A 13,420-nucleotide genomic window follows, 5' to 3' on the forward strand; every position below is an offset into this window, starting at 1 on the left:
CGAAATGGCATGGCGAACGCAGGTTATCCTTGATGTGCACTTAACCCGGGAACCGGTGGCGCCGATTGCTGGTAGCTTGCAACCGCCGGCCTGAGCCTAGCGCGGTCTGCACCTAACTCAGCCTTTACCGGTGCTGAGCGAGACTTTGCCCGCAATGGTGCTGACAACGGGGCGGCGGATGCCGGACGTGAAACGTTACATGGCCCGCGCGGGGGAGTTGTTCCGCGTGCCCGCCGACAATCCCGAGCTGACGCGCGCGCAATTCCAGGCCTTCTCCAAGCAGGTGCCGCTGCTCTATTTCATCCTGATCACCAACAGCCTCGCGCTCGCCTACACCTTCCTGCCGGTGGCGCCGACATGGCTGACGGTGTCGGTCCCGGCGCTGCTGTCGACCATCACCGGCGTTCGCATGCTGTGGTGGCTGAGGCAGGGCGAAGTGCCCAGCAGCGACGCCGAGGTGCTGCGTAATCTGCGGTTCACCAACCGGATCGCCGGACCGATCGGTGCGCTGTTCGTGGTCTGGTCGTTCGCTCTGTTTCCCTATGGCGATCCGTTCGCCAAGGGACAGGTCGCGTTCTACATGGCCGTCACGGTCATCGGCATCATCTTCTGCCTGATGCATCTGCGGTCGGCGGCGCTGATCGTGACGCTGGTGGTGATCGTCCCTTACGTGATCTTCTTCATGGCGACCGGCGTTCACGCATTGCGGGCGATTGCCGTCAATCAGCTGCTCGTCTCGGGCGCGATGGTGACGGTGCTGTTCATCTATTACCGCGACTTCGCCGCGCTGGTCGCGAGCCGCAAGTCATTGTTGGCCGAGCAGGCCGCAACCCAGGCGCTCTCGGACGAGAACTTCCGGCTCGCCAATCTGGACTCGCTGACCGACCTGCCCAACCGGCGCCGCTTCTTCTCCGAGCTGACCTCCGCCTTCGCCGAGGCTGAGCGCGACGGCACGCGGCTTGCCGTCGGCATCATCGATCTCGATGGCTTCAAGCCGATCAACGACACCTATGGGCATACGGTCGGCGACCGCGTTCTGATGGAAGCCGCGCGCCGCATTCGCGATGTCTGCGAAACCCGCGGATCCCAGGTCCATCTGGCGCGCCTCGGCGGCGACGAGTTCGGCCTCATCGTCGTCGGCAATCCGACCGATGCGGATCTGCTGACGCTCGGGCGCGAGATCACCGATCTCATCAAGCTGCCCTATCAGTTCGACACCACGCATACCGGTCTGTCCTGCTCGACCGGCTTTGCGATGTATCCACGCTCGGCGATGGCGGCGGATGCACTCTATGAATGTGCTGATTATGCGCTGTACCACGCCAAGCGCCGCGCGCGCGGCCAGGCGATCATCTTCTCGACCGAGCTCGAGGCCGAGATCCGCAGCCGCAGCGTGATCGAGCATCTGCTGCGCACGGCGGATTTTGAGACTGAAATGGAGCTCGTCTACCAGCCGATCATGGATGCCACCAACGCACACACCACCGGATTCGAGGTGCTGGCGCGCTGGCACAGCCCCAAGCTGGGCGTCGTGACGCCCTCCAGCTTCATCCCGGCCGCCGAGCGGATCGGCGTGATCCGCAGCCTCACCCGCGTTCTCCTGGTGAAGGCCTTGGCGGCGGCGCGGATGTGGCCGGACGACATCCAGGTGTCGTTCAACCTCTCGGCGCATGACATCTGCTCGCCGGAGGGCATCCTGCCGCTGATCTCGATCATTCAGGCCAGCGGAGTCCCGCCGCGCCGCATCGAGTTCGAGATCACCGAGACCGCCGTGACCTTCGATTTCGCCCGCGCCGAGGAGTCGATCGCGGCGTTGAAGGCGATCGGCTGCGGTATTTCACTGGATGATTTCGGCACCGGCTATTCGTCGCTCAGCCACGTCCACCGGCTGCCGCTCGACAAGCTCAAGGTCGATCGCAGCTTCGTGCGCGATGTCAACGCCAATCCGGTCAGCCACAAGATCATCAAGTCGCTGACCGGCCTGTGCGCCGACATGGAGATTTCCTGTGTCGTCGAAGGCGTCGAGACGCAGGAGCAGCTCGACAGCCTGCGCTGCCTCGGCGCCGACTACATCCAGGGCTATTACTTCGCCGAGCCGATGCCGGCGGACGCAGTCTTCGGCTTTCTCGCCCGCGAGCGTCAGCGTTTCGCCGAACCCGCCGGCGTCAAGGTGGCCGGCGCTTGAGCTAAACCGGCGGCTCCCAGCCGGGAGGCGCGAGCTCGAATCCGGCAAAGTCGAATCCCGGCGCGACCGTGCAGCCGACGAGAGTCCAGTCGCCGGTGCTCTCGGCCGCTTGCCAAGCGTGCGTGGGGACCACTGCCTGCGGCTGCTGGCCGGCCATGAGGTCGATGCCGAGCGTCGTCGTCTGCGGCGCCTCGCCGCTGCCAGCGATGCGCAGCAACAACGGCGCTCCCGCATAGTAGTGCCAGGTCTCGACTGCATCGACCCGGTGCCAATGCGAGCGCTCGCCGCGCGCGAGCAGGAAATAGATCAAGGTCGATGCCGCACGCCCGGACGCGTCCACCGCGCGATCCCGAAACGTCTCGCGAAAATGTCCGCCCTCCGGGTGCGGCTGGAGACCGAGGCGCGCGATGATGTCGGCGGCGGAGAGCGCGGTCATGGGCGTGATGCGTCCTACGACTTGTTCTTGCGCTCGCGCAGCTCGCCGAACACGTCCTCTGCGCTCGCACCCTTCATGCGCAGCCGGATCCCGACTGCGGGATCGTCGGCGCGAAGGAACACATTGGCCAGCTTCTCCTCGCCGAGCAGCACCGGGATGGTCGGCTGATTGGCGGCGCGCAGCCGCGTCACCTCGGCCGCGCGCGCCTTCAGCGCCTCGTTGTCCGGATCGACGGTCAGCGCGAACTTGACGTTGGAGGCGGTGTATTCGTGACCGCAATACAGCCTGAAATCGTCCGGCAGCGTGCGCAGCTTCAACAGCGAGTCCCACATCATCGGATAGGTGCCCTCGAACACGCGGCCGCAGCCGATCGAGAACAGCGTATCGGCGGCGAACACCGCCTTGTCGGCATCGAACACGTAGGACACGTGATCGAGCGTATGGCCCGGCGTCTCCAGCACGCGCGCGAGCAACTCGCCGATCTTGACGACGTCGCCATGGGCGACGCGCAGGTCGACATTGCCGATCGCCGTGGTCTTGTCATGCGGCGCCACGACGCGGCAGCCATAGCGCTGCTTCAGCTCGGCGACCCCGCCGACATGATCGTGATGATGATGGGTGACCAGGATGTCGGTGAGGGTCCAGCCGGCGGCCTCGAGCTGGCGCACGATCGGACCGGCTTCCGGCGCGTCGATGGAGGCGGTGGCGCCGGTCGCTGGATCGTGGATCAGGTAGCCGAAATTATCGGACAGACAGGTGAAGACGCGGATGTCAGCGGCCATGATGTCTCCGTCGGCGATACTGCCGGGCAGAGATATGGCGTTAACGCTGCAGGCGCAACGCAATATTGGGCGCGCGACCGCCCGGGTCCGCATGATACATTGACGTCATGGACGTGATCGACCTGAGGAATTTCTATTCGGGGCGCCTGGGGATCGTCGCGCGGCTCTTGATCAACCGCGGCATCCGGGCGCGCTGGCCGAGCGCAGCCGGGCAGCGTGTGCTCGGCATCGGCTATCCCACACCCTATCTCGGGCTGTTCCGCGAGGACTCCGAGCGCTGCATCGCCTTCATGCCCGCCGCGCAGGGTGTGCTGAAATGGCCGACCGCGCGGCCGACACTGGCCTCGCTGGTGGACGAGTTCTCGCTGCCGCTGCCGGACTCCGCTGTCGACCGAATCCTGATCGTGCATGCGCTGGAAATGTCCGACGATCCGGCCGGGTTGCTGCGCGAGGTGTGGCGCGTGCTGGCGCCCGCGGGCCGCATGATCATCGTCATTCCCAACCGCCGCGGCGTCTGGACGCGGACTGACAACACGCCGTTCGGCCACGGCCGGCCCTATTCACGCTCGCAGATCACGCAGTTGCTGCGGCAGACCTGGTTCACGCCGAGCGCCTGGGGCGAGGCGCTGTTCATGCCGCCGGTCGGCGGCTGGTTCCTGAAATCGGCAATGGCCTGGGAGCGCGTCGGAGCGGCGCTGTCGCTGCCGTTCGCCGGCGTCCATATCGTCGAGGCGACCAAGCAGGTCTATCGCGTGATCCCTGCGCGTCGCGAGCGCATCAGGCTGATCCCGCGGCTCGAGCCGGTGCTGACGCCGGCACCGTCAGCGCAGGGCTCCAACCGCGGCAGCGAGGACCGACGGGATTAGTCGTGCGCCGATGAGTCCTACGCAAATAGTTTGGCGCAAATAGTCTTGCGCCGTTGCAGGGTAAAGACGGCATAAAAAAAGCGGGCGGGCTCATGGCCCGCCCGTGTGGTCAAAGCGCAATCGTCAGCGTCATTCGCCGGGATTGATATCCTCGCTCGGCACCGGCGCAGCAGCGGCGGCTTCCGCACGGGGACCATGCGGCCGGCGGCGGCGACGGGGGTAACGCTCGGCGCCGCCTTCGAACGCGGCGGGCGCATTGGCGATCTGCGGCTGCGGGCCGGTGATGAAGGATGGCAGTCGATCGACCCCGCTGTCGGCCACGACGGGCTGCGGCTGCGGCTGATACTGGGCGGGCTGCGGACGTTCGCGCTGCTCGCGCTCGCGGTGCTCCTGCGGCTCGCGCTGTTCACGCGGCTCGCGATGCTCCCGGGCCTCTCTCGGCTCACGATGCTCGCGGGGCTGACGGTGCTCGCGGGCTTCGCGATGCTCGCGCGGCTGCTGCTGATCGCGCTGATAGGGCTGCTGGTTATCGCCACGCTCGCGCTGGCCGCCGTCACGGTCGCGCATGAACGGCTGGGCTTGGGGTTGCGGCTGAACGAAGCCCGGCTCCTGGCCGAAATGCGAGAAGCTCTCGCCGTCATCATCGAGATCGTCGACGGTCAGATCGTCGGCTGCGCGCGGCTGCGGCTGGTTCTGGCGGAACTGCTCCTGGGCCGCGGCAATCAGGCGGAAATAGTGCTCGGCGTGCTGGTAGTAATTCTCGGCGGCAACGGGGTCGCCCGAGGAGCGGGCGTCACGGGCAAGCTGGACGTATTTTTCGGCCACATGGGAGGCAGTGCCACGGATCTTGATGTCCGGCCCGTTGGACTCGAACACCCTGGTCAGAGGATTCTGGCCGCGTCGGTTATTATTGTTGTTGTTACCGTTGTTGCGGTTGCGCATCCGCTTGTTGTTTTGACCGTTTCTCATGTCCTGCCTTTATTCCAACCCTGCGTTAGGAGCACTGATTGTCAGAGCATTGATTGTCATCAGAATACCGATGCCGTATTGAAATACCGTGCCGTGGCCCGGGCGCGTGGCGCGCGGTCCAGTCCGGTCGATGCCGGTTCCGACATGCCAGTTCCGACCCATGCCGATGTGATCGACAGCCGATTCGCTCGACAAAAGCGCGTTCAACACGCGTTCCCCACCCACCGGCTCGTTCGGCCGGCGAACCACGTCATTCAGCCAGTCAGGACGAGGTTCGCCACGACCGACCCAGTTTGCTTCGCGTAAGACCTCAAGTGCAAAGTCAGGCTTTCGTTCGCTTTGCAGTCGTAGGCTGCGCAGCCATCCGGCTCTCGCGCTCAACAGATCTGCGTTCTGGAACCAATCGCCCGGCGCGGCTCTGTGTCATCTGTCCGCGGCGGTGTTCCGTGAATACCGCTCAGCGGGGCCTGCGCCGATGCTATGGAGGGAACGTAGTCGCTCCCAAGCGATATTCCAAGAGCTTTTTCTGGATCGGCGCGCCTTTACCGGAGCTTTTTTAGGCCCATGACCGCCCGTGGAACACCGGCCAAATCGGCCCTCGTGGCTGTCGAATCGTGCGTCAGACCGGCCTCCCTCATCAACTGGACAACGTCGGCGCTCTGATCGTGTCCAACCTCCACGATGACAGCGCCGCCGGGGTGCAGCAGGTGTGCAGCCTGCGGGATCAGCGCGCGATAGGCGTCGAGCCCGTCACCGCCGCCATCCAGCGCGCGGAAAGGATCGTGGCTGCGCACCTCGACGGCAAGATCGCTGATGTCGGTCGAGCGAATGTAAGGCGGGTTCGATACGATCAGGTCGAACGGCGGCGCGAGCGCGGTCGCATAGGAGCAGCCGACGAAGGCGGTGCGGTCGTCCAGCCCCAGCGCGCGCGCATTCGCCCGTGCCGTCATGAGCGCGGGGATGCTGATGTCGGTGCCGACGCCGAAAGCCTGCGGCAGCTCGGACAAGAGCGCCAGCAGGATGGCGCCGGAGCCGGTGCCGAGATCGGCGATGCGCAAACGTCGCGTCAACGCGCCGCCGGCCGCGAGATGTTGCAGTGCCAGCTCGACCACCGTCTCGGTGTCCGGCCGCGGCACCAGCGTGTCGGCCGACAGCCGCAGCGGCAGGCCCCAGAACTCCTTGGCTCCGAGGATCCGAGCCACCGGCTCGCCGGCCAGGCGGCGCTGCGCCAGCGCGTCGATCTGCGCCACCTCCGCAGCGGAGAGCGGGCGGCTGCCCTGCGTGACGATGCCGGTGAGGTCGAGCTGCAGCGCGTGCCCGACCAGCAGCCGCGCGTCCAGTTCGGGCGAATCAACTCCCGCAGCAGCAAGCCGCGCCGCCAGCGCGCGGCGGGCCGCATCGATGGTTGCGCCGGCGACGATCTCCGTCATCGCGAAGGCTCTCTCCACGGGTCATCCCCGCGAAAGCGGGGATCCATACGCCGTGCAAGTGCGGGACGGGCGGTCGGAGTGACCTTCTGCGACAACCACGAAAGCCGGTGGTTATGGGTCCCGACGTTCGCCGGGACGACACCGTTTGTGTCGAGGCAGGATCGCAGCATCGCCTCTCGCAATGCGCGGGCGCTCATCACGCCGCAGCGCCCTGCGCGGCGAGCTGCGCGGCCTGATGCTCCGTCGTCAGCGCGTCGATCAGCTCGCCCAGCGCTTCGCCGGCGATCACCTGCGGCAGCTTGTAGAGCGTCAGGTTGATGCGGTGGTCGGTGACGCGCCCCTGCGGGAAATTATAGGTGCGGATGCGCTCGGAGCGGTCGCCGGAGCCGACCTTCTCCTTGCGCTCGGCGGAGCGCGCGGCGTCGACCTTCTGCCGCTCGGCATCGTAGATGCGCGAGCGCAGGATGTTCATCGCCGACGCGCGGTTCTTATGCTGCGAGCGGCTGTCCTGCATCATCACCACGATCCCGGTGGGAATGTGCGTGATGCGGATCGCTGATTCCGTCTTGTTGACGTGCTGGCCGCCGGCGCCTTGCGCGCGCATGGTCTCGATGCGCAGATCGTCCTGCTTGATGTCGACATCGACGTCCTCGACCTCGGGCAGCACGGCCACGGTCGCAGCCGAGGTGTGGATGCGGCCCTGCGTCTCGGTGTCGGGCACGCGCTGCACGCGATGCACGCCGGATTCGAATTTCAGCTTGGCGAAGGCGCCGCGGCCCTGCACCTCCGCAATGATTTCCTTGTAGCCGCCGACGGTGCCCTCGGACGCCGCGATCACCTCGACCTTCCAGCCCTGCAAGCTCGCGAAGCGCTCATACATCCGGAACAGGTCGCCGGCGAACAGCGAGGCCTCGTCGCCGCCGGTGCCGGCGCGGATTTCGAGCACGACGTTACGGTCGTCCATCGCGTCCTTCGGCAGCAGCGCGACGCGGATCTTCTGCTCCAGCTCACCGCGGCGCGCGATCAGCTCGTCGCGCTCGGTCTCCGCCATCGCCCGCATCTCGGCATCGGTCTCGGGATCGGCGATCAGCGCCTCGGTGTCGGCGAGTTCTTTGACGCCTGCACGATAGGCCTTCACCGCCTCGATCAGCGGATTGAGCTCGGCGAGCTCGCGGGTGATCTGCACGTAGCGGTCGGAATTGACCTGGCCGAGCAGCTCCGCCTCGAGCGAGGCGTGGTGCGCCAATAGAACGTCCAGTTTGGCTTCGGGGAGCGACGACATGATGCAATCTGATCTGGAAACAAACGATACGGACGGAAGACGCGCGGGCCGTGGCTGGCCCGCTACAGCGCGAGGCCTTCGCTCTCGGCGAACTCGGTCAGCTTCTGCCGCATCGAGAAGCTGCCGGCCGGTGCGGCGAGCCACTCGGCCATCTTCGCCTCGGCCTTGGCGGCGTCGAGCTCCAGGATCATCGCCTTGACCGGGCCGTGCGCGGTCGCCGACAGCGACAGCGAGCGGTAGCCGAGCGCGATCAGCGCCAGCGCGCCGATCGGCTTGGAGGCCATCTCGCCGCACAGCGACACCGAGCGCTTGGCGGCCTTGGCCTTGCACACGATCTCCCGCAGCGCGCGCAGGATCGGCGTCGACAGCGTGTCGAAGCGCTCGGAGACCTTGGCGTTGCCGCGGTCGACGGCGAACAGGAACTGGAACAGATCGTTGGAGCCGACCGAGATGAAATCGACCTTCGAGAGCAGCTCGTCGAGCTGATACAGCAGCGCCGGCACTTCGAGCATGGTGCCGATGTCGACGCGCTCCGGCAGCGTGTGGCCATGCTGGCGCAGATAAGTCAGCTCGCGCTCGACGATCGCCTTGGCGGTGTCGAACTCGGCGACCTCCGAGATCATCGGGAACATGATGCGCAGCGAGCGGCCGCCGCCGGCGCGTAGCAGCGCGCGGATCTGGCCGCGCAGCAAGCCTGGACGATCGAGCCCGAGTCGGATCGCGCGCCAGCCGAGCGCGGGATTCTCCTCGATCACGGTCTCCATGTAGGGCAAGGCCTTGTCGCCGCCGATGTCGAGTGTGCGGAACGTGACAGGCTTGCTGCCCGCCGCGTCGAGCACCGTGCGATACAGCGCGAGCTGATCGCTGGAGCGGGGCAGGCTGGCAGAGACCATGAACTGCAGTTCGGTGCGGAACAGGCCGATGCCGGCGCTGCCGGTGTCCTCGATATGCGGCAGGTCGATGACGAGGCCGGCATTGATCATCAGCTCGACCGGCTGGCCGTCCTTGGTCTTGCACGGCTTGTTGCGCAGCTCGCTGTACTGCGCTTGACGGCGGGCGCGGAAGCGCACCCGCTCGGCATAGGCGGATTCGATCTCGGCCGACGGCCGCACATAGATCGAGCCGGAGGTGCCGTCGACGATGATGGCGTCGCCGGGATCGGCGATGCCGGGCGCGTTCGGCACCTCGCCGACGGCGGGAATGCCGAGCGCGCGGGCGACGATCGCGACATGCGAGTTGGCGGTGCCTTCCTCCAGCACCAGGCCGCGCAGCCGCTTGCGGTCGTAGTCGAGCAGCGCCGCCGGGCCCATCGCACGCGCGATCAGGATGGCGTTGTCGGGCAGGTGATCGCGGCTCGGGGCATGGTCCTGGCCGACCAGCTGGCGCAGAAGGCGGTAGCCGAGATCCTCGAGATCGTGCAGCCGCTCGCGCAAATACGGATCGGTCGAGCGCAGCATGCGGGCGCGGGTGTCGGACTGGACGCGCTCGACGGCAGCTTCGGCCGTGAGGCCGGTGGCGACGGCTTCGTGCAGCTTGTGCGACCAGCCCTGGTCGTTGGCGAACATCCGGTACGCTTCGAGCACCTCGCGATGCTCGCCGCCATCGGCGACGTCGCCGCGCTCCAGCATGCGGTCGAGATCGGCGCGCAGCTTCACCAGCGCTGCGTCAAGCCGCTTGATCTCCTTCGGCAGGTCCTCGGCGATGTAGTTGTTGACGACGACGCGCGGCTCGTGGAGCACGACATGGCCGAGCGCGATGCCGTCCGACAGCACCGCGCCGTTCTTGTGGATGGAGTGCCGCACCGCCGGCTCGGCGCCGGGCTGCGCCAGCGCCGCGAGCTCGCCCGAGGCGATCATCTCGGCGAGCACCATCGCGGTGGTCTGCAGCGCCTCGACCTCTTCCTCGACATAGGTGCGCTTGGCGCGGTTCTGCACCACCAGCACGCCGAGCGTGTTGCCGGCGCGCAGGATCGGCACGCCGAGGAAGGAATGGTAGATTTCTTCGCCGGTCTCCGGGCGATAGGAGAAGGCCGGGTGGCTGTGCGCGTCGCTCAGATTGAGCGGGGTGGCCTCGCTGGCGACGAGGCCGACCAGGCCCTCATGCGCGCTCATGACCGTGATGTGGACGGCGTCGCGGTTCAGACCCTCAGTGGCGTAGAGTTCGAGCGTGTTGTCGACGCGCAGCACATAGACCGAGCAGACCTCCGCGACCATGTTGGCCGCGATCAGCACCACGATCTTGTCGAGCCGCTCCTGTGCCGAGACCTGCTCCGCCATGGTCTCGCGAAGCCGTCTGAGCAGGACGCGGGGGCCTCCCGACGTGCTTCGCATGTGGCACAATCCCCCTTCCTGGGGCCAGACCGGCACGCGGCCGAACTGGCGCTAAACTCGCGAAATCGAACAGCTTTCTTGATTCGCTACCTTCGCACGTCGAGGATGCCAGGTCGAATCAGGACAACCATCACTGGAGCACAGTTCGCGGCAGCCATCCTGCGAGGCGTATAGCGAATTAGGGCTTGTTTTGCCAAGCAAAACGCCTGCCACCGGCGGCGGCGTCAACGGCTTTCGCGCACGTCTGCGCGATGTCCCGCTGTTACAGAACGGGACATCGCCGCAGCAGGGGAGATTTTTCCTAGGCCTGGTCCAGTCCGTAGAGCGTATGCAGCGTCCGGACGGCCAGCTCGGTATAGGCGGCGTCGATCAGCACCGAGAACTTGATCTCGGAGGTGGTGATCGCGCGGATGTTGATGTTGCGGGCGGCGAGCGCCGCAAAGCCCTTGGCGGCGACGCCGGCGTGGCTGCGCATGCCCGAGCCGATCACCGAGACCTTGGCGACGTCGGTCGCAGTATCCATGCGCTGGTAGCCGATCTTGTCCTTGGCTGCCGTGATGGTCTCACGGGCCCGGTTATAGTCGGTTGCCGGCACGGTGAAGGTCAGGTCGGTGGTCTTGCCGTCCTCGGAGACGTTCTGGACGATCATGTCGACGTTGATGTTGGCATCCGCCAGCGGCCCGAAGATCGAGGCCGCGATGCCCGGCTTGTCCTCGATCTGGCGCACCGAGATCTGGGCCTCGTCCTTGGAGAAGGCGATGCCGGTCACGACGTGGTTTTCCATGATTTGTTCCTCGCTGCAGATCAGCGTCCCCGGCGGCTGGTTGGCGTGCGGGTCGATATCCTCGGGCTTGTCGAATGAGGAGCGGACGAAGATCGGCATGTTGTGGACCATGCCCAGTTCCACCGAGCGGACCTGCAGCACCTTGGCGCCCTGGGACGCCAATTCCAGCATGTCCTCGAAGGCGATCTTGTCGAGCCGCTTGGCCTTCGGCACCACGCGGGGGTCGGTGGTGTAGACGCCGTCGACGTCGGTATAGATATCGCAGCGGTCGGCCTTGATCGCGGCGGCGATCGCCACGGCGGAGGTATCCGAGCCGCCGCGGCCCAGCGTGGTGATTCGCCCGGTTTCGGCATTGATGCCCTGGAAGCCGGCGACGACTGCGACCTCCTTGCGCTCCTGGAACCGCTTGATCAGCTCGGAGCCGTCGATGTCGACGATTCGCGCTGACGCATGGGCGTCGCTCGTCTTGATCGGGATCTGCCAGCCCTGCCAGGAGCGGGCCTGGATGCCCATGCTCTGCAGCACGATCGCCAGCAGGCCGGATGTGACCTGCTCGCCCGAGGCCACGACGGCGTCGTATTCGCGCGCGTCATGCATCGGCGAGGCTTCGGTGCACCAGGCCACCAGCTCGTTGGTCTTGCCGGACATCGCCGAGACGACGACGGCGACCTCATGACCGGCATCCACCTCGCGCTTGACGTGGCGCGCGACGTTGCGGATGCGGTCGATGTTGGCGACGGATGTGCCGCCGAATTTCAGCACGAGGCGACCCATGACGACGCGCTCATTCCCATCAGGAGGATAAGTTGACCGGCTCGCGCGGAAACCGGAGGCGCGCCAGCCGAAACGCGCGTATACATAGCGGCGCGGCTGGGGGCAAGACGGTTCCTTGTGGTGATGGAGTGGGGTAGAGGACTGGCATGGCGCGTTACATCGACGAAATCCTGCAACCCGGCGAGAAGGTGCTGTATTCGACCAATGCGCACTGGATGTTCTACCTGCCGGCGATCGGGGCCTGGATCGTCGTGTTTGGATTGCTCGTCCTCTCCCGCATGACGGTGAACGACAACCTCGTGATGCTGTGTCTGGCGACCGCCGCCGTGATTGCGGTGGTGTCGTTGTATTGGACGGTCCGGGCCTGGTTCCATCGCCTGACCACCGAGACCGACGTCACCAACCGCCGCGTGGTCCACAAGACCGGTTTCATTCGCCGCCGCACCTTCGAGATGGCGCTCGACAAGGTCGAGAGCGTCGACGTCAATCAGACCATCATGGGACGCATTCTCAATTACGGCGACGTCACCATTTTGGGCGTGGGCGAAGGCAAGGAAACCATTTCGACCATCGCGGAGCCGCTGGCATTCCGCAACGCCATCACGGCGCGTTAGCGCCCCCGTCGCGTCCAGCTTCGATAATTGAGTAGTCAACGATGACAATGCCTCAGGATTCCCGCAGCAGCCCTGTTTCTTCCGGCTCGACCGTCGATCCCGCGGAGATCGCAAAATTCTCCAAACTGTCCGAGACCTGGTGGGACCCCAAGGGCAAGATGGCGCCCTTGCACAAGATCAATCCGCTGCGCCTGACCTACATCCGCGATGCCGCCTGCCGGAAGTTCGAGCGCAACGCCAAGAGCCTGAACTGCCTGTCGGGCCTGCGCATGCTCGACATCGGCTGCGGCGCCGGCCTGCTGTGTGAGCCGTTCACGCGGCTCGGCGCGCAGGTCGTCGGCGTCGATCCCTCCGCCAGCAACATCGCCGCCGCGAAGCTGCATGCGGAGAAAGGCCATCTGTCGATCGACTACCGCTGCACCACGATCGAGGAGATGGACCCGCGCGAGCGCTTCGACATCGTGCTGGCCATGGAAGTGGTCGAGCACGTCACCGATGTCGGCGCCTTCCTCGGCCGCTGCGCCGCGGTGCTGAAGCCGGGCGGCCTGATGGTGGTCTCGACCCTGAACCGCAACTGGAAGAGCTTCGCGCTCGCCATCGTCGGCGCCGAATACGTCCTGCGCTGGTTGCCGCGCGGCACGCATGAATGGAGCAAGTTCGTCACCCCCGACGAGCTGACGAAGTACCTGCTCGACAACCGCCTTGTCATTACCGAGCAGAGCGGCGTCGTCTACAGCCCCTTCGCCGACCGCTGGAGCCTGTCGGGTGACATGGATGTGAACTACATGATGGTCGCGGAGCAGATGGTGTAGCGGGGCCTCCCGTAGCCCCGCCTGTCGCCTCACAACCGGTGTCGTCCCTGCGAACGCAGGGACCCATAACCCCGGGCGTCGATTGGGGCGCGATCGTTTCAACGCGTAGCCTGCCCCAAGACAGATCACGCGGTATGGGTCCCGGGTCGGCGCCCG

The 13,420-nt window shown here is 66.0% G+C and carries 12 protein-coding genes; 4 read left to right on the plus strand and 8 right to left on the minus strand.

Annotated elements, in window-relative coordinates:
• Positions 1–178: 178 nt before the first annotated feature.
• A complete protein-coding gene (locus tag BRAD285_RS00140) occupies positions 179–2,185 on the plus strand; it encodes a bifunctional diguanylate cyclase/phosphodiesterase (RefSeq protein ID WP_035645044.1) in 2,007 nt (668 codons plus the stop codon).
• Between the two features lies 1 nt (position 2,186).
• Here BRAD285_RS00140 and BRAD285_RS00145 read toward each other — a convergent pair whose 3' ends face one another.
• Together BRAD285_RS00145 and gloB are read right to left on the minus strand one after the other, a co-directional pair.
• Positions 2,187–2,621 carry a cupin domain-containing protein gene (locus tag BRAD285_RS00145; protein WP_006610257.1) on the minus strand — a complete coding sequence of 145 codons (435 nt, stop codon included), beginning with the start codon at positions 2,619–2,621 and terminating at the stop codon, positions 2,187–2,189.
• 14 nt (positions 2,622–2,635) lie between these two features.
• A complete protein-coding gene (gene gloB, locus BRAD285_RS00150) occupies positions 2,636–3,403 on the minus strand; it encodes a hydroxyacylglutathione hydrolase (protein ID WP_006610256.1) in 768 nt (255 codons plus the stop codon).
• 107 nt (positions 3,404–3,510) lie between these two features.
• Here gloB and BRAD285_RS00155 point away from each other — a divergent pair, with 107 nt between their 5' ends.
• The gene (locus BRAD285_RS00155) at positions 3,511–4,269 is read left to right on the plus strand and encodes a class I SAM-dependent methyltransferase (RefSeq protein ID WP_006610255.1); all 759 of its coding nucleotides are present in this window, start codon (positions 3,511–3,513) and stop codon (positions 4,267–4,269) included.
• Between the two features lie 129 nt (positions 4,270–4,398).
• Here the strand turns inward: BRAD285_RS00155 and BRAD285_RS00160 are convergent, their stop codons facing one another.
• The 6 genes from BRAD285_RS00160 to BRAD285_RS00180 all read right to left on the minus strand — a co-directional run bounded on the left by BRAD285_RS00160 (position 4,399) and on the right by BRAD285_RS00180 (position 11,838).
• Positions 4,399–5,238 carry a DUF4167 domain-containing protein gene (locus BRAD285_RS00160; protein ID WP_006610254.1) on the minus strand — a complete coding sequence of 280 codons (840 nt, stop codon included), beginning with the start codon at positions 5,236–5,238 and terminating at the stop codon, positions 4,399–4,401.
• A 9-nt stretch (positions 5,239–5,247) separates the two neighbouring features.
• Positions 5,248–5,619 carry a hypothetical protein gene (locus BRAD285_RS35080; RefSeq protein WP_139020577.1) on the minus strand — a complete coding sequence of 124 codons (372 nt, stop codon included), beginning with the start codon at positions 5,617–5,619 and terminating at the stop codon, positions 5,248–5,250.
• Positions 5,620–5,780: 161 nt separating this feature from the next.
• Positions 5,781–6,668: a peptide chain release factor N(5)-glutamine methyltransferase gene (prmC, locus tag BRAD285_RS00165; RefSeq protein WP_035645041.1), complete on the minus strand. Its 888-nt coding sequence runs from the start codon at positions 6,666–6,668 to the stop codon at positions 5,781–5,783.
• Positions 6,669–6,864: 196 nt separating this feature from the next.
• Positions 6,865–7,950 (minus strand): peptide chain release factor 1, encoded by a 1,086-nt coding sequence (gene prfA / locus BRAD285_RS00170; RefSeq protein ID WP_006610252.1) that lies wholly within the window; start codon positions 7,948–7,950, stop codon positions 6,865–6,867.
• A 62-nt stretch (positions 7,951–8,012) separates the two neighbouring features.
• Entirely contained in the window at positions 8,013–10,280 is a 2,268-nt protein-coding gene (gene ptsP / locus BRAD285_RS00175; RefSeq protein WP_035645038.1) for a phosphoenolpyruvate--protein phosphotransferase, read from the minus strand.
• 301 nt (positions 10,281–10,581) lie between these two features.
• Complete coding sequence (locus tag BRAD285_RS00180) at positions 10,582–11,838, minus strand: aspartate kinase (RefSeq protein ID WP_006610250.1); 1,257 nt, start codon at positions 11,836–11,838, stop codon at positions 10,582–10,584.
• Positions 11,839–11,984: 146 nt separating this feature from the next.
• Between BRAD285_RS00180 and BRAD285_RS00185 the strand changes: the two genes are divergently transcribed.
• Together BRAD285_RS00185 and ubiG are read left to right on the plus strand one after the other, a co-directional pair.
• Positions 11,985–12,452: a PH domain-containing protein gene (locus BRAD285_RS00185; protein ID WP_006610249.1), complete on the plus strand. Its 468-nt coding sequence runs from the start codon at positions 11,985–11,987 to the stop codon at positions 12,450–12,452.
• A gap of 47 nt (positions 12,453–12,499) precedes the next feature.
• Complete coding sequence (ubiG, locus tag BRAD285_RS00190; RefSeq protein WP_083846337.1) at positions 12,500–13,264, plus strand: bifunctional 2-polyprenyl-6-hydroxyphenol methylase/3-demethylubiquinol 3-O-methyltransferase UbiG; 765 nt, start codon at positions 12,500–12,502, stop codon at positions 13,262–13,264.
• The last annotated feature ends 156 nt before the right edge of the window (positions 13,265–13,420 follow it).

The organism is Bradyrhizobium sp. ORS 285 (assembly GCF_900176205.1).
In the GTDB taxonomy this organism is placed as follows: Bacteria; Pseudomonadota; Alphaproteobacteria; order Rhizobiales; family Xanthobacteraceae; genus Bradyrhizobium.